The sequence below is a fragment of the Serratia sp. (in: enterobacteria) genome (assembly GCF_052400455.1).
Lineage (GTDB): Bacteria > Pseudomonadota > Gammaproteobacteria > Enterobacterales > Enterobacteriaceae > Serratia > Serratia ureilytica.
In genome coordinates, this window is record NZ_CP185812.1 from 4944647 (window position 1) to 4969539 (window position 24893).

The window sequence follows — 24893 nt, forward strand, 5'->3', positions numbered from 1 at the left end:
TTTTAGGGTTCAGTAACATGACGGACTTATCCTCTCATCAGGACACAGCGGAATAATAGTGGCACAAAAAGACTATGTAAGCCGTGGGCGCGCAGCAGGAGCTAAGCGCAAAACCCCCAGCCGTAAAAAACGCAGTTCTCCGAAGGTTTCCAAAACCGTGCTGGCGTTAGCCGTCGCGTTGCTGGTTGTCTTTGTCGGTGGCCTCTATTTCATTACGCACAACAAGCCGGAAGACGCGCCGTTGTTGCCTGCGCACACCACTCGCCCAGGCAACGGCCTGCCGCCGAAGCCGGAAGAGCGCTGGCGCTATATCAAAGAGCTGGAAAACCGACAGATCGGCGTGCAAACCCCGACCGAACCGACGGCCGGCGGCGAGCTCAATTCCAAAACTCAGCTGACCGCCGAACAACGGCAACTGCTGGAGCAGATGCAGGCCGACATGCAACAGCGCCCGACGCAGCTGAATGAAGTGCCGTATAACGATCCGGGCCAGGCCAACGCGCGCGGCAACCGCCAGCAGCAGATGCAACAACCGCAAATGCAGCAGCAGCCGGTACAGCAACAGCAGCAGGTCACTCAGGCGCCGCGCAACCCGTTCAACAACGGGGCCACCACCGCGCCGGTGCAGCAGCACCAGCAGCCGAAGCAAGTCACCCCGCCGCCGGCGCAGGTGAAACAGCCTGAGCCGAAGCCGCAACCGAAGCCGGAGCCCAAACCGGAAGTGAAACAGGAAACGACCAAGCAGGACACCAAACCGGAATCGAAACAGAAGTGGATGGTGCAATGCGGTTCGTTCCGCGCCACCGATCAGGCTGAATCCGTGCGTGCGCGCCTGGCGTTCGAGGGCATCGAGAGCCGCATCACCGCCGGTGGCGGTTGGAATCGCGTGGTGCTCGGCCCCTACAGCAGCCGCGCCGCAGCGGACAAAACCCTTTCGCGCCTGAAGGGCGTCGGCATGTCGAGTTGCATTCCCCTCTCCGTTGGGGGTTGAAAAGCGTCAATCCCCCCCATCTATACTCTCAATATGCCTCGTAGCGTCTGCGAAAGCAGGCGCTGCGGGGACTTCTTTCCGTCTTTAACGAGGGTCTGCTCGTGACAACAATTGTAAGCGTACGCCGCAACGGCCAGGTCGTCATCGGTGGTGATGGCCAGGCAACCCTGGGTAATACGGTGATGAAGGGGAACGTCAAGAAAGTGCGTCGCCTGTATAACGACAAAGTGATCGCCGGTTTCGCCGGTGGCACCGCTGACGCCTTCACGCTGTTTGAACTGTTTGAACGCAAACTGGAAATGCATCAGGGCCACCTGGTGAAAGCCGCCGTCGAGCTGGCGAAAGACTGGCGCACCGACCGCATGCTGCGCAAGCTCGAAGCGCTGCTGGCGGTCGCCGATGAAACCGCCTCGCTGATCATCACCGGCAACGGCGATGTGGTGCAGCCGGAAAACGATCTGATCGCCATCGGCTCCGGCGGCCCGTACGCCCAGGCCGCCGCCCGCGCCATGTTGGAAAATACCGAGCTGAGCGCCCGCGACATCGTTGAGAAATCCCTCAACATCGCCGGCGACATCTGTATTTACACCAACCATTTCCACACCATTGAAGAATTGCCTTCCAAAGCGTAAGGATCGAATACCATGTCTGAAATGACCCCGCGCGAGATCGTCAGCGAACTGGACAGCTATATCATTGGCCAAAACAAGGCCAAACGCGCTGTCGCCATTGCCCTGCGCAACCGCTGGCGCCGGATGCAGCTCAACGAGATGCTGCGTCACGAAGTGACCCCGAAAAACATTCTGATGATCGGCCCGACCGGCGTCGGTAAAACCGAAATCGCCCGCCGTCTGGCGAAGCTGGCCAACGCGCCGTTCATCAAGGTTGAAGCCACCAAGTTCACCGAAGTGGGCTATGTGGGCAAAGAAGTGGACTCCATCATCCGCGATCTGACCGATGCCGCCATCAAAATGGTGCGCATGCAGTCGATCGAGAAAAATCGCACCCGTGCCGAAGAGTTGGCCGAAGAGCGCATTCTCGACGTGCTGATCCCGCCGGCCAAAAACAACTGGGGCCAGCCGGAAGAAGGCCAGGAACCGTCCGCCGCCCGCCAGGCATTCCGCAAGAAACTGCGCGAAGGCCAGCTGGATGACAAAGAGATCGAAATCGATCTGGCCGCCGCGCCGATGGGCGTGGAAATCATGGCGCCTCCGGGCATGGAGGAGATGACCAACCAGCTGCAGTCGATGTTCCAGAACCTCGGCGGCCAAAAGCAAAAACCGCGCAAGCTGAAGATCAAAGAAGCCTTCAAGCTGCTGGTGGAAGAAGAAGCCGCCAAGCTGGTGAACCCGGAAGAGCTGAAAGAGCAGGCGATCGAAGCGGTTGAGCAGCACGGCATCGTGTTTATCGATGAGATCGACAAAATCTGTAAGCGCGGCGGCCAAAGCTCCGGCCCGGACGTTTCCCGCGAAGGCGTGCAGCGCGATCTGCTGCCGCTGGTGGAAGGGTGCACCGTGTCCACCAAGCACGGCATGGTGAAAACCGACCACATTCTGTTCATCGCTTCCGGCGCGTTCCAGACCGCCAATCCGTCGGATCTGATCCCGGAACTGCAGGGCCGTCTGCCGATCCGCGTTGAGCTGCAGGCGCTGACCACCGAAGACTTCGAGCGCATCCTGACCGAGCCGAGCGCGTCGCTGACCGAACAGTACAAAGCGCTGATGGGCACCGAAGGCGTCAATATCGAGTTCACCGCCGACGGCATCCGCCGCATCGCCGAAGCCGCGTGGCAGGTCAACGAAAGCACCGAGAACATCGGCGCGCGTCGTCTGCACACCGTGCTGGAGCGTCTGATGGAAGATATTTCCTACGATGCGAGTGAAATTAATGGCCAATCCATTACAATTGATGCGGATTACGTGCGCAGTCATCTGGATGAACTGGTGGCGGATGAAGATTTGAGTCGTTTTATCCTATAATCGCTCAATCATTGTCTTGTCAGTCATCTGTGTGGGAGGCATTGCCTCCCACAATTATTTCTAACGGACACCGCAACTTACTGACAGAAGCGAAACATGAGCTCATCAACCTCCACCACCCCGATTTCCGCCTGGCTCGAAAGTCTACGCCCCCGCACCCTGCCGTTGGCCTTTGCCTCCATCGTGGTCGGCTCGGCGATCGCCGCCTGGCACGGCAGCCTGAAACCTGAAGTGGCGCTGCTGGCGCTGGTTACCGCCGGTCTGCTGCAGATCCTCTCCAACCTGGCGAATGACTACGGCGATGCGGTCAAAGGCAGCGACAAAGAAGATCGCATCGGGCCGTTGCGCGGCATGCAAAAGGGCATGATCACCCAGGCGCAGATGAAACGGGCGCTGGTGGTGACGGTAGTGCTGATCGCCATCGCCGGCTGTTCGCTGATCGCCGTCGCCTGCGAGCAACCCAGCGACGTGGTGGGCTTCCTGGTGCTGGGCGGGCTGTCTATCGTGGCGGCCATCACCTACACCGTCGGCAACAAACCCTACGGGTATTTGGGGCTGGGCGACATCTCGGTGCTGGTGTTCTTCGGCTGGCTGAGCGTGGCCGGCACCTACTATCTGCAGACGCACACCTTCGACAGCGTCGTGATGCTGCCGGCCACCGCCTGCGGCCTGCTGGCGACGGCGGTGCTCAACATCAACAATCTGCGCGATATCGAAAGCGATCGCGAAAACGGCAAGAATACGCTGGCGGTGCGTCTCGGCCCGCACAAGGCGCGCATTTACCACGCCCTGCTGCTCAGCGGCGCGGTGCTGTGTTTCGCGCTGTTCACGCTGTTCAACCTCCACAGCCTGTGGGGTTGGCTGTTCGTGCTGGCGATCCCGCTGCTGGTGCGCCACGGCCTGCGCGTGCTGCGCGATCCGACGCCGGTCGGCATGCGGCCGATGCTGGAGCATATGGTCAAGGCGGCGTTGCTGGCCAATCTGCTGTTCGCCATCGGCGTGGCGCTCAGTTAAAAACTGATGATTTTGCCAACAGGGCGAATAAAGGGATATACTGAACATTCCTGCGGCAAACAGACGTAAAATCCTATGAAATACGATACTTCCGAACTTTGCGACATCTATCATGAAGAGGTGAACGTTGTTGAACCTCTGTTCTCCAATTTTGGCGGGCGTACTTCATTTGGCGGGCAGATCACCACGGTGAAATGCTTTGAGGATAACGGCCTGTTATTCGATCTGCTTGAAGAAAACGGTCGCGGCCGCGTGCTGTTGGTCGACGGCGGCGGTTCGGTACGCCGGGCGCTGATCAACGCCGAACTGGCGCGCCTGGCCGCCCAGAACGAATGGGAAGGCATCGTGGTGTACGGCGCGGTGCGCCAGGTGGACGATCTGGAAGAGCTCGACATCGGCATTCAGGCGATGGCGGCGATCCCGGCGGGTGCCGTAAGCGAAGGCGTGGGCGAAAGCGATATCCGCGTCAACTTCGGTGGCGTCACCTTCTTCTCCGGCGACCACCTGTATGCCGACAACACCGGCATCATCCTCTCCGAAGACCCGCTCGACATCGAGTGATTTTCGGACATGAAAAAGGGCGCCTCAGGCGCCCTTTTCGTTTTCGTTGCTGCATGGCGTAAGGAATCAAACCTCTTCCATTTTGCCCAGCAGCGCGCGCAGGCGATCTTGCCATACGTGCTGTTCTTCTTTCAGCTGTTGGTTTTCGCGCACCAGCGCTTCGTGGTTGCCGGAGGCAGCCTGAACTTCCTGCGACAGAGAGTTGTTTTTGTCTTTCAGCTCTTCAATTTCCATCTGCAACAAGGTGATGGTATCAATCGCCTGCTGTACTTTTGCTTCCAGTTTCTCAAATACTTCAAATGACATGCTTCAGTCCCCTCATGATAGCAAGGCGTACATCTATAAGTAGCGGCCGCAACGTCGGCTGCAGCTACTGCGAATATTGCATCGCGCTCAGTGACGCGCGCCGTTACGGAAGGCGCGCCAGTCTCGATTCGTTAAAAACGATTGTAAGTAGCCAGTCTCCGCCTGTCTAGCAACATACCGGATCATCGCGCAGTCTGTTGCAATTTTCCTGCCCTCGCCATCAGTAAAAACTGAAAATCCCCGCCGCCGCCGCCGCGAGTTGTTAATGCCCCTCGCCAAACCACTGGTCAGATCACACTTTTATGGCTCAGAAAGAACACTGAACGACGCGAAATCGCTCAATTTTATGACGCGCCACACACATTTTGATTTCGCTATTTCTCGTTTATGTTCGTTAACGATAAATTTACATCACGTCCTCATTCAATAATTGGACGAGATGAAAAAAACTGTGCCCATAGGTCAGATGTATACCTGGCTGAGCCTATAAACCAACAACCGCCGTTTTGCAGGACACCAACATTATGAGCCAAACCACCAGTCCGACATTAAAAGGCCAGTGCATCGCCGAGTTCCTCGGCACGGCGCTGCTGATCTTCTTTGGCGTAGGCTGCGTTGCCGCACTGAAACTGGCGGGCGCCAGCTTCGGCCAGTGGGAAATCAGCATCATTTGGGGCCTCGGCGTCGCCATGGCCATCTATCTGACCGCCGCCATTTCCGGCGCGCATCTCAACCCGGCGGTCACCCTCGCCCTGTGGCTGTTCGCCTGCTTCGACGGGCGCAAAGTGGTACCTTACATCATTGCGCAGATCGCCGGCGCCTTCTGCGCCGCCGCCCTGGTCTACGGGCTGTACTACAACCTGTTCTTCGACTTCGAAGCGGCTCACCATATGGTGCGCGGCAGCAACGAAAGCCTTGAACTGGCCGGCATCTTCTCGACTTACCCTAACGCGCACATCTCCGTCGGCCAGGCCTTCCTGGTAGAAATGGTGATCGCTGCGATCCTGATGTGCCTGATCCTGGCGCTGACCGACGACGGCAACGGCATTCCGCGCGGCCCGCTGGCGCCGCTGCTGATCGGTATTCTGATTGCCGTGATCGGCGCCTCCATGGGACCATTGACCGGCTTTGCGTTGAACCCGGCGCGTGACTTCGGGCCGAAACTGTTCGCCTACCTGGCCGGCTGGGGCAAAGTCGCCTTCACCGGCGCGCGCGACATCCCGTACTTCCTGGTGCCGATCTTCGCCCCTATCGTCGGCTGTGGCCTGGGCGCTTTCGGTTACCGCGCGCTGATTGGCCGCCACCTGCCGTGCGACGTCTGCGTGACGGAAGAAGAGCCCGACGCCAAGACCCAGCAGCGTAAAGCGTGATGGGTGCAGTTTTAAACGGTTAACAACAGCAGGATAATTACCATGACTGTAGAAAAAAATACATTGTCGCACTCGACCAAGGGACCACCAGCTCACGCGCCGTCGTGCTCGATCACGACGCCAACATCGTTGCGGTATCGCAACGCGAATTCCCGCAGATCTATCCAAAGGCCGGCTGGGTTGAGCACGACCCGATGGAGATCTGGGCGTCGCAAAGCTCGACGCTGGTAGAAGTGCTGGCGAAGGCCGACATCAATTCCGATCAGATCGCCGGCATCGGTATCACTAACCAGCGCGAAACCACCATCGTCTGGGAAAAAGAGACCGGCAAGCCTGTCTACAACGCCATCGTCTGGCAGTGCCGCCGCACCGCCGACATCTGCGAGAAGCTCAAGCGCGACGGCCTGGAAGAGTACATCCGTCACAACACCGGCCTGGTGGTTGACCCCTACTTCTCCGGCACCAAGGTGAAATGGATCCTGGACAACGTCGAAGGCGCCCGCGAGCGCGCCAAACGCGGCGAACTGTTGTTCGGCACCGTCGATACCTGGCTGGTGTGGAAGATGACCCAGGGGCGCGTACACGTCACCGATTACACCAACGCCTCACGCACCATGATGTTCAACATCCACGAGCTGGACTGGGACGAACGCATGCTGGAAGTGCTGGACATTCCGCGCGCCATGCTGCCGAAAGTCCGTCCTTCCTCCGAGGTATACGGCCAGACCAACATCGGCGGCAAGGGCGGCACGCGTATTCCTATCGCCGGTATCGCCGGCGACCAGCAAGCGGCATTGTACGGCCAGCTGTGCGTTCAACCGGGCATGGCGAAGAACACCTACGGCACCGGCTGCTTCCTGCTGATGAACACCGGCAAAGAAGCGGTGCGCTCGAAAAACGGTTTGCTGACCACCATCGCCTGCGGCCCGCGCGGCGAAGTGAACTATGCGCTGGAAGGCGCGGTGTTCATCGGCGGTGCGTCTATCCAGTGGCTGCGCGACGAGCTGAAACTGATCAGCGACGCCGCCGACTCCGAATATTTCGCCACCAAGGTGAAAGACAGCAACGGCGTCTATGTGGTGCCGGCCTTCACCGGCCTGGGCGCGCCCTACTGGGATCCGTATGCCCGCGGCGCCATCTTCGGCCTGACCCGCGGTGCCAACAGCAACCACATCATCCGCGCCACGCTGGAATCCATCGCCTTCCAGACTCGCGACGTGCTGGACGCCATGCAGGCCGACGCCAACACCCGCCTGCAATCGCTGCGCGTGGACGGCGGCGCGGTCGCCAACAACTTCCTGATGCAGTTCCAGTCCGATATCCTCGGCACCCGCGTAGAGCGCCCTGAAGTGCGTGAATCGACGGCGTTGGGCGCCGCGTTCTTGGCGGGCCTGGCCATCGGCTACTGGAACGATCTGGATGAAGTGAAGAGCAAAGCGGTGATTGAGCGTGAATTCCGTCCAAGCATCGAAACCACCGAACGCAACTACCGCTACAGCGGCTGGAAAAAAGCGGTGGCTCGCGCGCAGGCGTGGGAAGATCACGATTAAACCCAGCCTTGCCGTTACCCCCAAATTGCGCTGCCTGCGGGCGGCGCTTTTTTTTTGCCCCGCCCCGCCGCCGCCGCGCTGTGATAGACTTTGCCGATATTTTCTTCCCTTTCTCACAGACAGGTTTGCCATGAAACGTGAATTAGCCATCGAATTTTCCCGCGTTACCGAAGCCGCCGCGCTGGCGGCCTACAAATGGCTGGGACGCGGCGACAAGAACGCAGCCGACGGCGCGGCGGTCCACGCCATGCGCATCATGCTCAACAAGGTGGATATCGATGGCCGCATCGTGATTGGCGAAGGCGAGATCGACGAAGCGCCGATGCTGTATATCGGCGAGCAGGTCGGCAGCGGCCAGGGCGACGCGGTCGACATCGCGGTCGATCCGATCGAAGGCACCCGCATGACCGCCATGGGCCAGTCCAACGCGCTGGCGGTCTTGGCGGTGGGCGATCGCGGCACCTTCCTGCACGCGCCGGACATGTACATGGAGAAGCTGGTGGTCGGCCCGGCGGCGCGCGGCGCCATCGATCTCAATCTGCCGCTGGCGGAGAACCTGCGGAACGTCGCCGCGCGGCTGGACAAACCCTTGTCACAGCTGACGGTCATCGTGTTGGCCAAACCGCGCCACGACGGCGTCATCGCGCAGATGCAGCAGTTGGGCGTGCGGGTGTTCGCCATTCCTGACGGCGACGTGGCGGCCTCCATTCTCACCTGCATGCCGGAAAGCGAAGTCGATGTGATGTACGGCATCGGCGGCGCGCCGGAAGGGGTGATCTCCGCCGCGGTGATCCGCGCGCTGGACGGCGACATGCAGGCGCGTTTGCTGCCACGCCATGAAGTGAAAGGCGACAGCCCCGAGAACCGCCGCCTCGGCGAACAGGAGCTGGCGCGCTGCCGTGAGATGGGCATCGAGACCGGTCAGGTCTTGCGCCTGGACCAGATGGCGCGCAACGACAACGTCATCTTCTCCGCCACCGGCATCACCAAGGGCGATTTGCTGGAGGGCATCAGCCGCAAGGGCAACATGGCCACGACCGAAACGTTACTGATCCGCGGCAAGTCGCGCACCCTTCGCCGTATCCGTTCAACCCACTATCTGGATCGCAAAGACCCGGCGCTGCACGAGTTTCTGCTGTAACGAAACAGGGCGCCGAAGGGCGCCCTGATGATTGATGACAAACCTCATGCCCTTGCCGGGTTGGCAGAGAGCAGCAAATAGAAAACAAGGAAAATCAATTCATTGATTTTCGGCTGATCCCCGCAAAGGGGGGGAAAAACCACGCTTTTTCTCCCCTTTGTCAACGGTATGAGGGCGCCGAATGGCGCCCTGTCGTTATGCGGTGTGTCCCTGATGCTGCATCCGGTTGGACAGCGGCCACCAGCACAGCAGGATCAGCACCGCCATCGCGAACATCAGCAAGCCGAGGCTGAACTGCCCGGTTTGCGGCAGCATGGCGGAAAGCCAGGTCGCCAGACCGGAGCCCATGTTCTGCATGCCGCCCACCAACGCGCCCGCCGCGCCGGCCAGGTAAGGGAACGGCTCCATCGCCCCGGTGGTCGCCAGCGGGAACAGCATGCCGGCGCCGAAGAAGAACAATGCAGCCGGCACGATCAGCGTCCAGATGTTCATTACGCCGAACCAGCCCGGGATCCACATCATCGCTCCCGCCAGCAGACAGCTCAGCACCGAATGCCACATCAGCGTATGGAAGGTCTTGCCGTCGCGCCCGGCGTACCAGGCGCCGAAAAACGCCGCCGGGATCGGCAGAATGAACAGGATGCTGACGGTCAGGCCGCTCAGCCCCAACACACCGCCCATCAACACGCCGCAGCTGGCTTCAAATACCGCAATCCCCGCCAGCGCGCCGATCAGCATCACCAGATAGCAACTGAAGGTGCTGTCGCTCAGCAGCTGGCGGAAACTGGCCAGCATGCGGCGTTTTTCTGTCTGGACCGGACGGGTCTCCGGCAGCCAGCGGAACATCGCGAAGGCGACGCAGGCGCACAGCGCCAGCAGGAAGGCGTAACAGGCTCGCCAGCCGAACACCATCGCCAGCGCGCCGCCGATCACCGGCGCCAACAGCGGGCTGACCAAAATCCCCATATTCAGCAGGCTGTTGGCATAGCGCAGCGCGGTGCCGGCATACAGATCGCGCGGCATGGTGCGCGCCATCACGCCCGCCACGCCGGTGCCCATGCCCTGGATGGCGCTGGCGGCGACCAGCATCGTCAGGTTGGTGGACAGCAGCGCGCCCAGCGCCCCCACCAGGAAGATCATCATGCCGGTCAGGATCACCGGACGACGCCCGATACGATCCGATATCGGCCCGTAAATCAGCTGGGAGAAACCGTAGGTCAGCAAATACGCCGCCATCACCCGCTGCACGGCGCCGGTGCGCACCGACAGATCGTGAGCGATGTCAGCAATAACGGGAACATAAATGGTTTGCGCCATCTGACCGACGGCGACCAACAGGATAAGCATCACCAGCAGGTGAAAGTTCTCTAGTTTTCTCATTATCTTCGTTAACGTTTCAACTCGTCACAGCGTCCCGGTATGGCCGTTGCAGCAGCCAGAACGGCGAGCAGCCCTCTATGGCGGCATAAGCTAATCAAATCTGATTTTTTTAGCGAGTTTCAGACAAATATTGATCCAGGTCACACTGGCAGCAAACCCGACCAGGCTCGTAAATTAAACTGTACGTCTAACGCTTTGGGGGTAAAAATTAGCGCGTTTGCAGTAGCTGCGCTTTAGCATTTAATCGATAATTATTTTCATCAACTTGAAATAAAATAACACCATAGGGATTTGGTTCATGAAAACACCTGAGCTGATTTTATTGCAGTTAAAGGCTCTCGGCCCGCACTCCGCCAAAATGCTGGCGGAGCGTCTGGACATCACGCCGATGGGCATCCGACAACATCTGCAATCCCTGGAAAAACGTGAGCTGGTTTGTTACGAAGAAGCGCGCAGCAAGGTCGGCCGCCCGACGCGCTACTGGTCGCTGACCGAGCGGGGGCACGCCTACACGGCCGACGATCAGGAGCGACTGCGGGAATCCGCGCTGCAGCTGTTTGGCGGCGCCGGCGTGGAACCGTTGCTCATCGCGCGCGAAGAGCAGCTTTATCTGCGCTATGCCGAAGAGCTGTCCGCCGAGCGCAGCCATCAGGATCGGCTAACCCGCCTGGTTCGCCTGCGGCAACACGACGGTTACATGGCCGAATTGCTCGATCATCCGCACGGTGCGCTGCTGGTGGAAAACCACTGTCCGATCGGCGTGGCCGGTTCCAACTGCAGCAGCCTGTGCAATTCCGAGCTGCAGCTGTTTCACCGCCTGTTCGGCAACGACTACCGGGTAGAGCGCACCGCGCACGCCATTTCCGGCTCACGACATTGTGCTTATTTGATTCGACCACGGGAGCTTTAGAGTATGGCTGAATGGGTAAACGGCAAGGTTACGCAGGTAAAACAATGGACCGACGGGCTGTTCAGCCTGGTGGTCAATGCCCCCATCGATCCTTTCACCGCCGGGCAATTCGCCAAGCTGGCGCTGGAGATCGACGGTGAACGGGTGCAGCGCGCCTACTCCTACGTCAATGCCCCCGATGACGCCAACCTGGAGTTCTATCTGGTCACGGTGCCGGAAGGCAAACTGAGCCCACGCCTCAATCAGCTGCGGCCGGGATCGGACCTGATGGTGACCAAAGAAGCCGCCGGCTTCTTCGTGCTGGACGAGGTGCCCGACTGCGACACGCTGTGGATGCTGGCGACCGGCACCGCCATTGGCCCCTATTTATCGATTCTGCAGCAAGGCACCGGCCTCGAGCGCTTTAACAACCTGGTGCTGGTGCACGCCGCGCGTTTTGCGCGCGACCTGAGCTACCTGCCGCTGATGCAGCAACTGCAGCAACGCTACAACGGCAAGCTGCGCATCCAGACCGTCGTCAGCCGTGAAGAGACGCCCGGCTCACTGACCGGCCGCGTGCCGGCGCTGATCGAGGACGGCCGACTGGAAGCGGCGATCGGCTTGACCATCGACGCCGAAACCAGCCACGTGATGCTGTGCGGCAACCCGCAAATGGTGCGAGATACGCAGCAAACGCTGAAAGACCAACGCCAGATGCGCAAGCACCTGCGCCGCAAGCCGGGCCATATCACCAGCGAACACTACTGGTAACCCGGCGGGGATCAGCGGAACTTCACCGGTTCGGCTTCCGGGCCGAACCGATTGTCTCCCGGCGTGCCGACGAAGGCACCCAAATCGATCATCATCATCACGATAATCAGCGTCGGAATGAAACGCCCGACGCCCCATTGCCAGATCGGCGCCAGCATCTGCCAGTTCCCCGCCGCCAGCATCCACGCCAGGATCAGCAGCAGCGCCCACCAGCCGGCCTTGTTGCGATCGTGCAGGCGCTTGACCAGCACCGCCGCCGTCGGCCACAGCAGCGCCACGATAAAGAAAGCGATGGATTGGATGGCGATCAGTTGATAGTTGGCCAGCGTAAACGCCGCCGCCATCAGCACCAGCCACAGCCCCATCCAGATCCAGAAGTCGCGCCGCCCGATGCGGCCCTTAAAAGAAAAACACCACTGTTGTAACGTCATCGATTCCTGCGCTCTAAGCCTGCCCATATTCTGCGCCGCAGTGTAACATAGGCGCTGCCGGGCCGAGTTTTCCGCCTCGCATAACGCGGCGCGCCGCACAGCTTTCTCGTCAGCGAACCGATAATGGCGTGGGATCTTTGACAAGGCCTGCGGGTTATCGCTTTAATCGGAGCCATCTTTGTCCTTGATGCCATACGCCATGCTGAGAAAAACCCTCGCCATCGCCTGCCTGCTGCAGGCCGCCGCCAGCGCCTGGGCCGAACCGCCCGCCGCCGAAGCGAAACCGACCGCGCCTTACCTGCTGGCCGGCGCGCCGACGTTCGACCTGACGGTGATTAAATTCCGTGAAAAGTACAACCGCGATAACCCGAAGCTGCCGATTGGCGAATTCCGCGCCATTCCCGCCGCCGAAGACGATTCGCCGCTGCTGACGCGCGCCGCCAGTAAACTCAACGAAAACCTGTACGCCTCCACCGCACTGGAGAAAGGTACCGGTAAAATCAAAACGTTGCAGATCACACATCTGCCGCTGCAGCAGGCCAATGAAGAAAAAGCCGCGCGCGCCATCGCCATCAACTACATGGCGGCGCTGATGCGTCAGTTCGAACCGGCGCTGACGGTGGAACAGAGTCAGAACAAGGTGAACAGCCTGCTGGAAAAAGGCAAAGGATCGCGTTTTTACCAACAGCAGGTCGGCGCCATTCGCTATGTCGTCTCGGACAACGGCGATAAAGGGGTCACCTTCGCGGTTGAACCGATTAAGCTGGCGCTTTCCGAGCCGTAACGGCGCGGCATTTAATGACGAAAAGCAAAGCCTTCGCGCTTAATGATCTCTATACTGTTGGGCAGGTAAACTGCCGGTCCGGCAGTTGTCATTTCGACTCTCGCGTTCCCTAGTTGGAGGAAAAAACATGCGTCATCCATTAGTTATGGGTAACTGGAAGCTTAACGGCAGCACCCACATGGTCAACGAACTGATCGCCGGTCTGCGCAATGAGCTGAGCAGCGTTGACGGCTGTGGCGTCGCCATCGCCCCGCCGGTGATGTATCTGGATCAGGCCAAGCACGCGCTGGCCGGCAGCCGCATCGCGCTGGGCGCGCAGAACGTGGACGTTAACCTGTCCGGCGCCTTCACCGGTGAAGTTTCCGCCAACATGCTGAAAGACGTCGGTGCTCAGTACATCATCATCGGCCACTCCGAGCGTCGCACCTACCACAAAGAAAGCGACGAAGTGATCGCCGAGAAATTCGCCGTGCTGAAAGAAGCCGGTCTGATTCCGGTGCTGTGCATCGGTGAAACCGAAGCAGAAAACGCAGCGGGAAAAACCGAAGAAGTGTGCGCGCGCCAGATCGACGCCGTACTGAAAACGCTGGGCGCACCGGCGATGAAAGGCACCGTGATCGCCTATGAGCCGGTCTGGGCCATCGGTACCGGCAAATCCGCCACCCCTGCGCAAGCGCAGGCCGTGCACAAATTTATCCGCGATCACATCGCCAAACACGATGCCGCGGTCGCCGCTGAAATCATCATCCAGTACGGCGGTTCGGTGAACGACAAGAACGCCGCAGAGCTGTTCTCCCAGCCGGACATCGACGGCGCGCTGGTGGGCGGCGCCTCGCTGAAAGCCGACGCTTTCGCCGTGATCGTCAAGGCCGCTGCCGCAGCGAAAAAAGCCTGATTGTCTTAGGCTTGTCATAAAAAAACCCCGGCTTGCCGGGGTTTTTTATTGCCGCTCGAACGGGATCAGCGTTTGCTTATCTCGTCGAAGACGCCGCCGGTGGCGAAATGCACCTTCTGCGCTTCGGTCCAACCGCCGAAGGTGTCATCCACGGTGAACAGCTTCAGCTGCGGGAACTGGCCGGCGAACTTGGCCGCCACCGCCGCATCGCGCGGGCGATAATAGTGCTGCGCCGCGATAGTCTGCCCTTCCGGCGAATACAGATACTTCAGGTAGGCGGTCGCCACGTCGCGGGTGCCGCGTTTATCGACCACCTTATCCACCACCGACACCGTCGGTTCGGCCAGAATCGATTCGCTCGGGGTGATTATCTCGAACTTGTCTTTGCCCAGCTCTTTCTCCGCCAGCAGCGCTTCGTTTTCCCAGGCGATCAGCACGTCGCCGATGCCGCGCTCAACGAAGGTGTTGGTCGAGCCGCGCGCGCCGGAATCCAGCACTTCTACGTTCTTGTACAGGTCTTTGACGAACGCCTGCGCCTTGGCCTTATCATTGTTGTTGTGATGCAACGCGTAGCCCCAGGCGGCGAGGTAGTTCCAGCGGGCGCCGCCGGAGGTTTTCGGATTCGGGGTGATCACCGACACGCCCGGCTTGATCAAGTCAGGCCAGTCATGAATTTGTTTTGGGTTGCCTTTGCGCACCAGGAAGACGATGGTCGACGTGTAAGGCGCCGAGTTGTCCGGCAGGCGTTTTATCCAGTCTTTCTCAATGCGCCCGCGTTCGGCGATAGCGTCGACGTCATAGGCCAACGCCAGCGTCACCACGTCGGCCTCGATGCCGTTGATCACCGAGGTCGCCTGTTTGCCGGAGCCGCCGTGCGACTGACGCACCGTCACCTTGTCGCCGGTTTCCGCCTGGTAATGCTTGCTGAATGCCGTGTTGTAAGCCTGATAGAACTCACGCGTCGGATCGTATGACACGTTCAGCAACTGAATATCCTTCGCCATGGCACCGGACGCCAACAGCACCAATGTCAGACCTACACCCCATTTACGCATCGACAGGCTCTCCCAGAAAATTAACGCAACCTCAATCGGTTGATTTAGCATCAGAGCCTGCCAGAAACTTTCCCGGCAATTAAAGAATAAAAAAGTTTGGGATAGATGATTCTGGAATATGTCGCCGGCGAGCATAAAAAAGCCCCCGCAAGCGGAGGCTTTCAGCGCGCGATGAGCGGCGAATCAGTACAGCTTTTTCGCCGTTTCCAGCCAGTCGCCCTTGAACGGACGCTTCATGTTTTCGATCGCGTCGATGATGTCGTGATGCACCATTTTTTCGTTCTGGATACCGACGCAGCGGCCGCCGTAACCCTGCAGCAGCAGTTCGATGGCGTAGGCGCCCATGCGTGAGGCCAGGATGCGGTCATAGGCGACCGGTGAACCGCCGCGTTGAATGTGCCCCAGCACGGTGGCGCGGGTTTCACGCTTGGTTTCCTGCTCGATGTGGCGCGCCAGCTCATCGATATCGCAGATGTGCTCGGTGATCGCCACGATGGCGTGCTTTTTGCCTTTGGCGATACCGGCCTTGATTTCGCACACCAGATCTTCGCGATTGAATTCGATTTCAGGCAGCACGATGAATTCGCAGCCGCCGGCAATCGCCGCCGCCAGCGTCAGATCGCCGCAGTAACGGCCCATCACTTCCACGATAGAGATGCGCTGGTGCGACGAGGAGGTATCGCGCAGGCGGTCGATCGCTTCCACCACGGTTTCCAGCGCGGTGAAGTAACCGATGGTGTAGTCGGTACCGGCGACATCGTTATCGATGGTGCCTGGCAGGCCGATGCACGGGAAGCCTTCTTCCGTGAGGCGTTTGGCGCCCATGTAGGAACCGTCGCCGCCGATCACCACCAGCGCGTCGATACCGCGATTCTTCAGGTTTTCAATCGCCTTGGCGCGCACGTTTTCATCCCTGAATTCCGGGAAGCGGGCAGAGCCGAGGAAGGTGCCGCCGCGATTGATCATGTCGGACACGCTATAGCGGTCCAGCTGCTCCATGCGATCTTCGTACAAGCCAAGGTAGCCATCGTAAATACCAAAAACTTCCAGACCTTCTGAAAGCGCAGAACGCACAACGCCGCGGATTGCAGCGTTCATACCCGGCGAATCACCGCCGCTCGTCAGTACACCGATTTTCTTGATCATGACTACCTCTGAACTGTGTAGATGCAATTTCTTAAGAATTCTGTCTCCGCCGATCGTCTTGAAACCTCTCCGGCTGCAGAAAACCAGCTTTACGGCTTATTGCTGGATATTATATCAAAAACACCCAGCTGAATTGATTCAAGTCACGCAATATAACGGTTAAAACACCGCATGGCACGCTGAGCTAACTCAGATATTCATGATAATACGTTGCGCTATGCCTCTATATGATTATAGCTCCCAATGCCCCTGCCTACCCGGCGGCACCACGGAGCACGGATCCAGGTGAATGATGACGTCCGCCCCCGCAAAACGTTGCCGCAGGGCTTGTTCCACCTGATCGGCCAACCGGTGCGCCTCGCGCAGCGGCAGCGTGTCCTCCATCTCCAGATGCAGCTGGATGAAACGCGTCGGCCCCGACTGACGCGTGCGCAGATCGTGTGCGCCTTTCACGCCGGGCCAGGAGGAAACCACGGCGATAATCGCCTGGCGCTCGTCATCCGGCAACGCCCGATCCAACAGCGACTGCACCGCTTCATAGCCCATGCGCAACGCGCTATAGAGGATGTAAACGCCGATGCCCAGAGCGAACAACGCATCCGCCCGTTGGAAGCCGTACCAGCTTAGCCCAAGAGCGATAAGAATAGCACCATTCATCATGACATCTGACTGATAATGCAGCATATCTGCGCGTACGGCCTGACTGCGCGTTTTTCTGACCACCCAGCGTTGATAGGTGACCAGAATCAGCGTGCTGACCAACGCGATCACCGTCACCACGACCCCGACGCCGGGATCGCGCAGCGTTTGCGGCGCATACAGGTGCTGGAAGCCGGTGAGGAACAAAAACAGGGCGGAGCCGGAAATAAACATGCTCTGCGCCAGCGCCGCCAGCGATTCCGCTTTGCCGTGGCCGAAGGTGTGCTCGGCATCGGCCGGCTGCAGCGAATAGCGCACCACCAGAAGGTTGGTCAGCGAGGCGGCGATATCGACCAACGAATCCACCAGCGCCGCCAACAGGCTGACCGAACCGGTGTGGTACCAGGCGACGATTTTAATCAACAGCAGCGACGACGCCAGCGCGGTTGCGGCCAACGCGGCGGACTTTACCAGGCGAGCATAGCGCTGTTCCATAAGGGGCCCCGGCCAAAAGGTGTGGCGCTCAATATAGCGAAATGTCGGATAAAAAAAACCCCGCCATCATGGCGGGGAAGACAGGGATGGTGTCTATGGCAAGGAAAAACAGGGGACTACTCAGTCGTACTTCACTTCTGGGCAGAAGCTTGCTGCAAACCAGAAATTTGTTGCTCCATCTGCTGCATGCGCTGCTGATGTTTCTGGTCTAAAACACTTTTTTGCTCTGGCGTCAGCAGGTTATACATTTGGTTGCGCACCCGGGCCATTTCGACCTGGCGCTTGACCTGCTGTTGGGCCATCTTTTCCGCCTGGGCGTACACGGCGGCTTCGTCAAATTTCTCTGCGGTCACCAGTTTATGCATGGCTTCCATTTCAGCTACATTGACACCAGGCAGATCGTGCCGGGCCTGGCGCATCAAATCGCGCATTTGCTGGCGCTGCTGTTCGCTGAGGCTGACACCGTCGAACATATGGTGCTGGCCGGGTATTCGGGTCATCGCGTCGTTGCCGGGAGGTTGGGCTGTGTCCGGTATAGTGTCGGCAGCGAAGGCAGCGGTCGAACCAATTGCCAGCAGTGATGCCATAACTAATGCGGTCACCTTACGCATTTCAACTCCTCAAGCTTTCTCACTTTGCGAATCAACGAGGAGCAGTGTACCGCCACACCTGAAAACCTGCGTCAGTGCATGTAAAACTACGTAAAGTCATGGAATGGCAACAGTTGATGACGTATTTTGCGTCTGGAGGTAAATCATAATGAACAAGATTCTGTTAGTTGACGACGACCGCGAGTTGACCTCGCTGTTAAAAGAACTGCTTGAAATGGAAGGTTTTAATATCGTCGTCGCGCACGATGGCGAGCAGGCGTTGTCGCTGCTGGACAGCTCCGTCGATCTGCTGCTGCTCGACATCATGATGCCGAAGAAAAACGGCATCGATACGCTGAAAGAACTGCGCCAACATCACCAAACGCCGGTCATCATGCTGACCGCGCGCGGCAGCGAGCTGGACCGCGTGCTGGGCCTGGAGCTGGGCGCCGATGATTACCTGCCGAAACCCTTCAACGATCGCGAGCTGGTCGCGCGCATTCGCGCCATTCTGCGCCGTTCCAACTGGAGCGAACAGCAGCAGCAGGTCGACAGCGGCGCCCCGACGCTGGATGTCGATGGCCTGCAGCTGAACCCCGGCCGCCAGGAGGCCAGCTTCGACGGCCAGGTGCTGGATCTGACCGGCACCGAGTTCACCCTGCTGTATCTGCTGGCGCAGCATCTCGGCCAGGTGGTGTCGCGCGAACTGCTGAGCCAGGAAGTGCTGGGTAAACGCCTGACTCCGTTCGATCGCGCCATCGACATGCACATCTCCAACCTGCGGCGTAAGCTGCCGGATCGCAAAGACGGGCATCCGTGGTTCAAAACCCTGCGCGGGCGTGGTTATTTGATGGTATCTGCAACATGATCAACAGTTTGACGGCACGCATCTTCGCCATTTTCTGGTTCACGTTAGCCCTGGTGCTAATGCTGGTGCTGATGGTGCCCAAGCTCGACTCCCGCCAAATGACCTCGCTGCTCGACAGCGAGCAGCGGCAGGGGTTGATGCTGGAACAGCACGTCGAGGCCGAGCTGCAAAACGATCCGGCCAACGATCTGATGTGGTGGCGCCGCTTGTTCCGCGCCATCGACAAATGGGCGCCGCCGGGCCAACGCCTGCTGCTGGTCACCAGCGAAGGTCGGGTGATCGGCGCGCAGCGCAACGAAATGCAGATCGTCCGCAACTTCATCGGCCAATCCGATAACTCGGATCATCCGAAGAAGAAAAAATACGGCCGCGTCGAGCTGGTCGGGCCGTTCGCGGTGCGCGACGGCGAAGACAACTACCAGCTGTACCTGATCCGTCCCGCCAACAGCCCGCAATCCGATTTCATCAACCTGATGTTCGACCGGCCGCTGCTGCTGCTGATCGTCACCATGCTGATCAGCGCCCCGCTGCTGCTGTGGCTGGCCTGGAGCCTGGCGAAGCCGGCGCGCAAGCTGAAGAACGCCGCCGATGACGTGGCGCGCGGCAACCTGAAGCAGCATCCGGAGCTGGAGGCCGGTCCGCAGGAGTTCCTGGCTACCGGCGCCAGCTTCAACCAAATGGTCAGCGCGCTGGAGCGCATGATGAACGCGCAGCAGCGGCTGATCTCGGACATCTCGCACGAGCTGCGCACGCCGCTGACTCGCCTGCAGTTGGCCACCGCGCTGATGCGCCGCCGCCACGGCGAAGGCCACGAACTGGCGCGCATCGAAACCGAAGCGCAGCGGCTGGATTCGATGATCAACGATCTGCTGGCGCTGTCGCGCGGGCAGCAGAAGGGCGAGCTGGCGCGCGAGCAGCTGAAGGCCAACGAACTGTGGGCCGACGTGCTGGACAACGCCCGTTTCGAAGCGGAACAGATGGGCAAGCAGCTGGAGATCGCTGCGCCGCCCGGTCCGTGGACGCTGTTCGGCAACGCGAGCGCGCTGGACAGCGCGTTGGAAAACATCGTGCGCAACGCCCTGCGTTATTCGCACACCCGCATCGCCGTGGCGTTCAGCGCCGACAATCAGGGCGTGACCATCCAGGTTGACGACGACGGCCCCGGCGTCAGCGCCGAAGATCGCGAGCAGATTTTCCGCCCGTTCTACCGCACCGATGAGGCGCGCGACCGTGAGTCCGGCGGCACCGGCCTTGGTCTGGCGATCGTCGAGGCGGCGGTCAATCAGCATCGCGGCTGGGTGAAGGCCGAAGACAGCCCGCTTGGCGGTCTGCGGCTGGTGCTGTGGCTGCCGCTGCATCATCAACGCCTATCGTCTAAGACAGAACAGTAAGAGTTTGCTATCCTGCGCCCCTCGTTCACGAGGGGCCTGCAACATGCTGAACATCGTTTTATTTGAACCCGAGATTCCACCCAATACCGGCAATATCATCCGCCTGTGCGCCAATACCGGCTTTAATCTGCATCTGATCGAACCGCTGGGTTTTCCGTGGGACGACAAGCGTCTGCGCCGCGCCGGGCTGGATTACCATGAGTTCACCCGCGTCCACCGTCATGCCGACTACGCCGCTTTTCTCGCCGCCGAGGATCCGCAACGGCTGTTTGCTCTCACGACCAAAGGCACGCCGGCGCACAGCGCCGTCAGCTTTCAGGCCGGCGACTACCTGCTGTTCGGCCCGGAAACGCGCGGGTTGCCCGCCGACATCCTCGATGCGCTGCCCGCGCAGCAAAAAATCCGCATCCCGATGCAGGCGCAAAGCCGCAGCATGAACCTGTCGAATGCCGTCGCGGTGGTGGTTTATGAAGCCTGGCGGCAGCTGGACTATGCCGGCGCGCTGATCAAGGCGTAATCCGCAACGACGCGCCATACTGAAGGAGGCATCGTTGCGATGCTCTCTCCAGGAACGGCACATGGCTTTCGTCGAGGATATTGTCACCCCGCTTCGCCGGCTCGAGTCGGCGCTGAACGAGGCGCTACAGCGGCTGCAACAGGCGCCGGACAGCGAAGCGCTGCACGATTTGCGCGTCAGTCTGCGCCGTATCCGCAGCCTGCTGCGCCCGTTGCACGGTTGCCCCGGCGCAACGCGGCTCGATCGGGCCGCCGCCCAGTTGGGCAGGCTCACGACGCCGCTGCGCGATCTCGAGGTGCTGATCGCCGAACTGGCGCACCATCACCTGGATTGGCAGGCCAACGTGCGCCAGAACGATTTTCAGGCCCGCTGCCGCCAACTGCTCGCCAACCCGCAGCTCATCAGCTTCCCTTCGCTATTGCACGCCTGGCCGCACCGCTTTCGCCGCACCGCGCAACGCGCCGCCAAACACCGTGTAAACCGACGCCTGCAGCGCCAGCAGCGGCAATTACGCCGGGCGTTGGCTGATACCGGCTACGATCGCCACCGTCTGCGGCTGCTGGTTAAACGCCTGCGTTACGCGGCCGAAGCCTACCCGCAACGCCTTCCCCTTTCTCCCGCAGCGATGGCGAGCCTGAAAGCGGCGCAAAATGCCCTCGGTGATTGGCACGACCGGGAGGTTTGGTGCCTGCAAGCCGAACATCAGGCGGATCTCTGGCCATTGTTGCCACAGTGGCAAGCCGAGCTACGCCTGACGCGGGCCAGAGCGGATGCCTCACTCGCCGCCTTATCACCGGCGCTGGCGACAAAAACCGGCGGCGCATCACGATCCTGAAAAAAGGCCGCGACAGGGCACGCCCGGCCCCGAAAATGCCCGCTACGCCGCAGATAATGCGCTATGTTTTGTAAGGGTAATCACCACTCATCATAGGAAACCACATGAAAAAACAACGCTTGAGCGTTGCCATGGCCGTTCTGGCAGCGGGCCTGTTGCTGGCGGGCTGTTCGTCCAAAGTCACCCAAACGTCGCAATATTCGGGCTTCTTGTCCGATTACAGCAAACTGCAGGAAACCACCTCGCCCAGCGGTCATAAAACGCTGCGCTGGGTAGATCCGAGCTACAAGGAATCCAACTATCGCGGCATCTATTTCCAACCGGTGGTCTATTTCCCGGCGGAGAAACCCACGGCGCGCGTGAGCCAGGACACGTTGAACAAGATTAAGGCCTACGCGACCCAGCGGATCAAAACCGCGCTGCAGAACCGCTTTACCATTCTGCCAAGCCCGGCGGGCTCGCGCGTGCTGGTGGCCAAACTCGCCATCACCGCCGTTTCGGCCGAAAACGAAGACATGAAGTTCTATGAGGTGGTGCCGGTCGCTGCGGTGGTTGCCAGCACCATGGCGGCTACCGGGCACCGGACGCAAAATACCGCGCTGTATATCGAAGGCGAGTTGATCGACCAGGATACCGGTAAAACGGTGATGGAAGTGGTGCGCAAGGCCTACGGTAAAACCGTCAACAACGACAGCACGCCGGTCACGGCGGATGACGTCAAGGCGGCGATCGACGATATCGTTACCGATATCACCCAGTTCCCGAAACAGGGCTGACCGCCGCTTGAAAAACACAGGGGGAGCCGAAGCTCCCCCTGAATGGACCCGCAGGCACGGCTTAGATGCCGTCGCCGTACTCGAATCCGTGGTTGGTGCCGTTGAAGTATTGATCCATATCCATCGACGGCGTATCGCTCTCCGGGCGCCCGACGATGCGCGCCGGTACGCCGGCGGCGGTGGTGTGCGGCGGCACCGCCTGCAAGACCACCGAGCCCGCGCCAATCTTGGCGCCCTTGCCCACTTCGATATTGCCGAGAATTTTGGCGCCGGCGCCAATCATCACCCCTTCGCGAATTTTCGGGTGACGGTCGCCGCTGGTTTTACCGGTACCGCCCAGGGTGACCGACTGCAGAATAGAGACGTTGTTTTCCACCACCGCCGTTTCACCAATCACGATGCCGGTGGCGTGGTCGAGCATGATGCCGCAGCCGATGGTCGCCGCCGGGTGGATGTCTACGCCGAAGGCGACGGAAATTTGATTTTGCAGGTAGATCGCCAGCGCTTGCCGCCCTTGCTGCCACAGCCAGTGGCCGATGCGGTAAGCCTGCAGCGCGTGGAACCCTTTCAGGTAAAGCAGCGGCGTGGAGTATTTATCGACCGCCGGGTCGCGCAGCCGCACCGCGAGAATATCGCGCGCCGCCGAAACGATCATCTGATTGTCGGACTTGTAGGCCTCTTCCACCACCTCGCGCACCGCGATGGCGGGCATGATCGGCGTCGCCAGCTTGTTGGCCAACATATAGCTGAGCGCGCTGCCCAGGTTCTCATGCTTGAGCAACGTCGCATGGAAAAAGCTGGCCAGCATCGGTTCACAATCAGCCAGTGCTCGCGCTTCTGATTTAATGCTGTTCCAGACCTGTTCCAACTCTTCTGACGACATCACATACCCCTTTGCCTTGCCAAACGGGCCGCTTCACACGGTGGCGCGGAGCGGCCCAGGTCATTTGCGGGGTCAGCATTCCGCTGCCCCGACATATCGTTTTATGTCACGCGCTGGGTTTTTCGTCCTTTCGGGCTCGCCCCAGCAGGCTCAGCGCCGCTTCGCGGGCGTCCTTGTGGCAGTAAAGCACCTGATAGATCTGTTCGGTGATCGGCATTTCCACGCCGTGCCGCTGCGCCAACGCCAACACCTCTTTGGTATTGCGATAGCCCTCGACCACCTGACCGATGCTGTCCTGCGCTTCCTGCACGCCTTTGCCCTGCCCCAGCATAATGCCGAAGCGGCGGTTACGCGACTGGTTGTCCGTGCAGGTTAGCACCAGATCCCCCAGCCCCGCCATGCCCATGAACGTCGAAGGGTCGGCGCCCAGCGCAGAACCCAGACGGCTCATTTCCGCCAGCCCGCGCGTAATCAACGCGGTGCGGGCGTTGGCGCCGAAACCGATGCCGTCGGACATGCCGGCGCCGATGGCGATCACGTTCTTCACCGCGCCGCCAAGCTGAACGCCAATGAAGTCGGGATTGCTGTAGACGCGGAAGCTCTTGCCGCAGTGCAGCAGCTGTTGCAGATCGTCGGCGAACTGCGCATCGGTCGCCGCCAGCGCAATCGCCGTCGGCAGGCCGGCGGCCAGCTCTTTGGCGAACGTCGGCCCGGAGAGCACCGCCAGCGGGATCGCCTCGCCCAACGCCTCACGCGCCACGTCCTGCAGCAACCGGCCGGTTTCGGCCTCCAGCCCCTTGGTGGCCCACACGATGCGGGCGTCAGGGCGCAGATGCGGCTTCAGCTGGCGCAACACGTCGCCGAACACATGGCTCGGCACCACCACCAGCACGTCGCGGCTGGCAGCCAGCGCACGCGCCAAATCGGCTTCAAGCAGCAGGGTATCGGGGAAAGGAACGTCGGGCAGAAACGCCTGATTGCAGCGATCGCGCTGCAACGTTTGAATTTGCGCGGGGTTATGCCCCCACAACACCACGGTGTGGCCGTTACGCGCCAGCGTGATGGCCAATGCGGTGCCGTACGAGCCGGCACCGATGACAGTCATTGAAGCATTGACGGTGTTCATCAGGCATCCTGATGTGGTGCGGCACCTTCGCCTTCCGCCTGCTGCTGCAGATAGTTCATGAACAGCGCGTCAAAGTTGACCGGTGCCAGGTTCAGCTGCGGGAATGTGCCGCGGGAAACCAGGCTGGTGATGCACTCGCGCGCATACGGGAACAAGATGTTCGGGCAGTATGCGCCCAGGCAATGCGCCAGCTGCGTGCCTTCGATGCCTGCTACCGAGAAGATGCCCGCCTGTTGCACTTCGCACAGGAACGCCGTCTCTTCGCCCAGGGTCGCCGTCACGGTTACGCGCAGTACCACTTCATACACTTCGTCAGCCAGTTGGCTGGACGCGGTATCCAGATCAAGTTTAACTTCCGGCTGCCATTCCTGCTGGAAAACCTGCGGCGCGTTCGGCGCTTCGAAGGAGATGTCCTTGGTATAAATACGTTGGATCTGGAAAGCCATTTCAGTGCTGTTTTGTTCTGACATGTGAGTAATACCCTTGGTTAAACGTCCTTATTGACACTCG

27 protein-coding genes are annotated in these 24893 nt (G+C 60.1%); 17 read left to right on the plus strand and 10 right to left on the minus strand.

Annotated features, from left to right (window positions below):
- Nucleotides 1-58 precede the first annotated feature (58 nt).
- From ftsN to rraA, 5 genes are all read left to right on the plus strand, one after another.
- Nucleotides 59-991 carry a cell division protein FtsN gene (gene ftsN, locus ACORQT_RS23675; RefSeq protein ID WP_444859295.1) on the plus strand — a complete coding sequence of 311 codons (933 nt, stop codon included), beginning with the start codon at nt 59-61 and terminating at the stop codon, nt 989-991.
- A gap of 101 nt (nt 992-1092) precedes the next feature.
- Complete coding sequence (gene hslV, locus ACORQT_RS23680; protein WP_004931085.1) at nt 1093-1623, plus strand: ATP-dependent protease subunit HslV; 531 nt, start codon at nt 1093-1095, stop codon at nt 1621-1623.
- Nucleotides 1624-1635: 12 nt separating this feature from the next.
- A complete protein-coding gene (hslU, locus tag ACORQT_RS23685; RefSeq protein WP_033645212.1) occupies nt 1636-2970 on the plus strand; it encodes an HslU--HslV peptidase ATPase subunit in 1335 nt (444 codons plus the stop codon).
- Between the two features lie 96 nt (nt 2971-3066).
- Nucleotides 3067-3984 carry a 1,4-dihydroxy-2-naphthoate polyprenyltransferase gene (locus ACORQT_RS23690; RefSeq protein ID WP_089192411.1) on the plus strand — a complete coding sequence of 306 codons (918 nt, stop codon included), beginning with the start codon at nt 3067-3069 and terminating at the stop codon, nt 3982-3984.
- A 75-nt stretch (nt 3985-4059) separates the two neighbouring features.
- The gene (gene rraA, locus ACORQT_RS23695; RefSeq protein WP_004931090.1) at nt 4060-4545 is read left to right on the plus strand and encodes a ribonuclease E activity regulator RraA; all 486 of its coding nucleotides are present in this window, start codon (nt 4060-4062) and stop codon (nt 4543-4545) included.
- A gap of 66 nt (nt 4546-4611) precedes the next feature.
- On the opposite strand, the gene zapB is transcribed toward rraA, so the two are convergent.
- Nucleotides 4612-4851, minus strand: a complete 240-nt coding sequence (zapB, locus tag ACORQT_RS23700) for a septal ring assembly protein ZapB (protein WP_004931092.1) — start codon at nt 4849-4851, stop codon at nt 4612-4614.
- Nucleotides 4852-5375: 524 nt separating this feature from the next.
- Between zapB and ACORQT_RS23705 the strand changes: the two genes are divergently transcribed.
- From ACORQT_RS23705 to glpX, 3 genes are all read left to right on the plus strand, one after another.
- Complete coding sequence (locus ACORQT_RS23705) at nt 5376-6221, plus strand: MIP/aquaporin family protein (RefSeq protein WP_004931095.1); 846 nt, start codon at nt 5376-5378, stop codon at nt 6219-6221.
- Between the two features lie 62 nt (nt 6222-6283).
- Complete coding sequence (glpK, locus tag ACORQT_RS23710; RefSeq protein ID WP_042785563.1) at nt 6284-7771, plus strand: glycerol kinase GlpK; 1488 nt, start codon at nt 6284-6286, stop codon at nt 7769-7771.
- Nucleotides 7772-7901: 130 nt separating this feature from the next.
- A complete protein-coding gene (gene glpX, locus ACORQT_RS23715; protein WP_164057645.1) occupies nt 7902-8912 on the plus strand; it encodes a class II fructose-bisphosphatase in 1011 nt (336 codons plus the stop codon).
- Between the two features lie 195 nt (nt 8913-9107).
- Here the strand turns inward: glpX and emrD are convergent, their stop codons facing one another.
- On the minus strand, nt 9108-10292 hold the full coding sequence (gene emrD, locus ACORQT_RS23720) for a multidrug efflux MFS transporter EmrD (protein ID WP_042785565.1): 1185 nt from the start codon (nt 10290-10292) through the stop codon (nt 9108-9110).
- A 298-nt stretch (nt 10293-10590) separates the two neighbouring features.
- Here emrD and ACORQT_RS23725 point away from each other — a divergent pair, with 298 nt between their 5' ends.
- Nucleotides 10591-11202, plus strand: coding sequence for a helix-turn-helix transcriptional regulator (locus ACORQT_RS23725; RefSeq protein ID WP_033631328.1), 612 nt, complete (start codon nt 10591-10593; stop codon nt 11200-11202).
- Between the two features lie 3 nt (nt 11203-11205).
- The gene (gene fpr, locus ACORQT_RS23730) at nt 11206-11952 is read left to right on the plus strand and encodes a ferredoxin--NADP(+) reductase (RefSeq protein WP_089192410.1); all 747 of its coding nucleotides are present in this window, start codon (nt 11206-11208) and stop codon (nt 11950-11952) included.
- Between the two features lie 11 nt (nt 11953-11963).
- Here fpr and ACORQT_RS23735 read toward each other — a convergent pair whose 3' ends face one another.
- A complete protein-coding gene (locus ACORQT_RS23735) occupies nt 11964-12383 on the minus strand; it encodes a DUF805 domain-containing protein (RefSeq protein ID WP_016929710.1) in 420 nt (139 codons plus the stop codon).
- A gap of 199 nt (nt 12384-12582) precedes the next feature.
- Here ACORQT_RS23735 and ACORQT_RS23740 point away from each other — a divergent pair, with 199 nt between their 5' ends.
- The gene (locus tag ACORQT_RS23740; RefSeq protein WP_033645207.1) at nt 12583-13167 is read left to right on the plus strand and encodes a DUF1454 family protein; all 585 of its coding nucleotides are present in this window, start codon (nt 12583-12585) and stop codon (nt 13165-13167) included.
- A 127-nt stretch (nt 13168-13294) separates the two neighbouring features.
- Complete coding sequence (gene tpiA / locus ACORQT_RS23745) at nt 13295-14062, plus strand: triose-phosphate isomerase (RefSeq protein ID WP_004931113.1); 768 nt, start codon at nt 13295-13297, stop codon at nt 14060-14062.
- A 65-nt stretch (nt 14063-14127) separates the two neighbouring features.
- Here tpiA and ACORQT_RS23750 read toward each other — a convergent pair whose 3' ends face one another.
- From ACORQT_RS23750 to cpxP, 4 genes are all read right to left on the minus strand, one after another.
- A complete protein-coding gene (locus ACORQT_RS23750) occupies nt 14128-15117 on the minus strand; it encodes a sulfate ABC transporter substrate-binding protein (RefSeq protein ID WP_033645235.1) in 990 nt (329 codons plus the stop codon).
- Nucleotides 15118-15300: 183 nt separating this feature from the next.
- Nucleotides 15301-16263, minus strand: a complete 963-nt coding sequence (gene pfkA / locus ACORQT_RS23755; RefSeq protein WP_004931116.1) for a 6-phosphofructokinase — start codon at nt 16261-16263, stop codon at nt 15301-15303.
- Nucleotides 16264-16494: 231 nt separating this feature from the next.
- Nucleotides 16495-17397 (minus strand): CDF family cation-efflux transporter FieF, encoded by a 903-nt coding sequence (gene fieF / locus ACORQT_RS23760; protein ID WP_033631333.1) that lies wholly within the window; start codon nt 17395-17397, stop codon nt 16495-16497.
- A gap of 131 nt (nt 17398-17528) precedes the next feature.
- On the minus strand, nt 17529-18008 hold the full coding sequence (gene cpxP, locus ACORQT_RS23765; protein WP_004931122.1) for a cell-envelope stress modulator CpxP: 480 nt from the start codon (nt 18006-18008) through the stop codon (nt 17529-17531).
- 148 nt (nt 18009-18156) lie between these two features.
- Between cpxP and cpxR the strand changes: the two genes are divergently transcribed.
- From cpxR to ACORQT_RS23790, 5 genes are all read left to right on the plus strand, one after another.
- Nucleotides 18157-18855, plus strand: coding sequence for an envelope stress response regulator transcription factor CpxR (cpxR, locus tag ACORQT_RS23770; RefSeq protein WP_004931124.1), 699 nt, complete (start codon nt 18157-18159; stop codon nt 18853-18855).
- A complete protein-coding gene (gene cpxA, locus ACORQT_RS23775) occupies nt 18852-20246 on the plus strand; it encodes an envelope stress sensor histidine kinase CpxA (protein WP_015379421.1) in 1395 nt (464 codons plus the stop codon). Before cpxR ends, cpxA begins: the two co-directional genes overlap by 4 nt.
- 43 nt (nt 20247-20289) lie before the next feature.
- Nucleotides 20290-20763: a tRNA (uridine(34)/cytosine(34)/5-carboxymethylaminomethyluridine(34)-2'-O)-methyltransferase TrmL gene (gene trmL, locus ACORQT_RS23780; RefSeq protein WP_129993677.1), complete on the plus strand. Its 474-nt coding sequence runs from the start codon at nt 20290-20292 to the stop codon at nt 20761-20763.
- Between the two features lie 61 nt (nt 20764-20824).
- On the plus strand, nt 20825-21598 hold the full coding sequence (locus tag ACORQT_RS23785) for a CHAD domain-containing protein (protein WP_164057644.1): 774 nt from the start codon (nt 20825-20827) through the stop codon (nt 21596-21598).
- Nucleotides 21599-21702: 104 nt separating this feature from the next.
- Nucleotides 21703-22374: a DUF3313 domain-containing protein gene (locus ACORQT_RS23790; protein WP_033645203.1), complete on the plus strand. Its 672-nt coding sequence runs from the start codon at nt 21703-21705 to the stop codon at nt 22372-22374.
- 61 nt (nt 22375-22435) lie between these two features.
- Here ACORQT_RS23790 and cysE read toward each other — a convergent pair whose 3' ends face one another.
- From cysE to secB, 3 genes are all read right to left on the minus strand, one after another.
- Nucleotides 22436-23257 (minus strand): serine O-acetyltransferase, encoded by an 822-nt coding sequence (gene cysE / locus ACORQT_RS23795; protein WP_025304676.1) that lies wholly within the window; start codon nt 23255-23257, stop codon nt 22436-22438.
- 106 nt (nt 23258-23363) lie between these two features.
- A complete protein-coding gene (gene gpsA / locus ACORQT_RS23800) occupies nt 23364-24383 on the minus strand; it encodes an NAD(P)H-dependent glycerol-3-phosphate dehydrogenase (protein WP_033645202.1) in 1020 nt (339 codons plus the stop codon).
- Entirely contained in the window at nt 24383-24853 is a 471-nt protein-coding gene (gene secB / locus ACORQT_RS23805) for a protein-export chaperone SecB (protein WP_004931139.1), read from the minus strand. The genes gpsA and secB overlap by 1 nt, the downstream gene beginning before the upstream one ends.
- Nucleotides 24854-24893 lie beyond the last annotated feature (40 nt).

Coding starts and splice junctions, on each gene's coding strand:
- ACORQT_RS23790 (WP_033645203.1), top strand. CDS start 21,703: ATGAAAAAACAACGCTTGAGCGTTGCCATGGCCGTTCTGGCAGCGGGC.
- fieF (WP_033631333.1), bottom strand. CDS start 17,397: ATGGAACAGCGCTATGCTCGCCTGGTAAAGTCCGCCGCGTTGGCCGCA.
- pfkA (WP_004931116.1), bottom strand. CDS start 16,263: ATGATCAAGAAAATCGGTGTACTGACGAGCGGCGGTGATTCGCCGGGT.
- cpxP (WP_004931122.1), bottom strand. CDS start 18,008: ATGCGTAAGGTGACCGCATTAGTTATGGCATCACTGCTGGCAATTGGT.
- ACORQT_RS23690 (WP_089192411.1), top strand. CDS start 3,067: ATGAGCTCATCAACCTCCACCACCCCGATTTCCGCCTGGCTCGAAAGT.
- ACORQT_RS23750 (WP_033645235.1), bottom strand. CDS start 15,117: ATGCGTAAATGGGGTGTAGGTCTGACATTGGTGCTGTTGGCGTCCGGT.
- tpiA (WP_004931113.1), top strand. CDS start 13,295: ATGCGTCATCCATTAGTTATGGGTAACTGGAAGCTTAACGGCAGCACC.
- secB (WP_004931139.1), bottom strand. CDS start 24,853: ATGTCAGAACAAAACAGCACTGAAATGGCTTTCCAGATCCAACGTATT.
- cpxA (WP_015379421.1), top strand. CDS start 18,852: ATGATCAACAGTTTGACGGCACGCATCTTCGCCATTTTCTGGTTCACG.
- cpxR (WP_004931124.1), top strand. CDS start 18,157: ATGAACAAGATTCTGTTAGTTGACGACGACCGCGAGTTGACCTCGCTG.
- hslU (WP_033645212.1), top strand. CDS start 1,636: ATGTCTGAAATGACCCCGCGCGAGATCGTCAGCGAACTGGACAGCTAT.
- zapB (WP_004931092.1), bottom strand. CDS start 4,851: ATGTCATTTGAAGTATTTGAGAAACTGGAAGCAAAAGTACAGCAGGCG.
- ACORQT_RS23785 (WP_164057644.1), top strand. CDS start 20,825: ATGGCTTTCGTCGAGGATATTGTCACCCCGCTTCGCCGGCTCGAGTCG.
- ACORQT_RS23740 (WP_033645207.1), top strand. CDS start 12,583: ATGCTGAGAAAAACCCTCGCCATCGCCTGCCTGCTGCAGGCCGCCGCC.
- gpsA (WP_033645202.1), bottom strand. CDS start 24,383: ATGAACACCGTCAATGCTTCAATGACTGTCATCGGTGCCGGCTCGTAC.
- fpr (WP_089192410.1), top strand. CDS start 11,206: ATGGCTGAATGGGTAAACGGCAAGGTTACGCAGGTAAAACAATGGACC.
- ACORQT_RS23705 (WP_004931095.1), top strand. CDS start 5,376: ATGAGCCAAACCACCAGTCCGACATTAAAAGGCCAGTGCATCGCCGAG.
- cysE (WP_025304676.1), bottom strand. CDS start 23,257: ATGTCGTCAGAAGAGTTGGAACAGGTCTGGAACAGCATTAAATCAGAA.
- rraA (WP_004931090.1), top strand. CDS start 4,060: ATGAAATACGATACTTCCGAACTTTGCGACATCTATCATGAAGAGGTG.
- glpX (WP_164057645.1), top strand. CDS start 7,902: ATGAAACGTGAATTAGCCATCGAATTTTCCCGCGTTACCGAAGCCGCC.
- emrD (WP_042785565.1), bottom strand. CDS start 10,292: ATGAGAAAACTAGAGAACTTTCACCTGCTGGTGATGCTTATCCTGTTG.
- ACORQT_RS23735 (WP_016929710.1), bottom strand. CDS start 12,383: ATGACGTTACAACAGTGGTGTTTTTCTTTTAAGGGCCGCATCGGGCGG.
- trmL (WP_129993677.1), top strand. CDS start 20,290: ATGCTGAACATCGTTTTATTTGAACCCGAGATTCCACCCAATACCGGC.
- ACORQT_RS23725 (WP_033631328.1), top strand. CDS start 10,591: ATGAAAACACCTGAGCTGATTTTATTGCAGTTAAAGGCTCTCGGCCCG.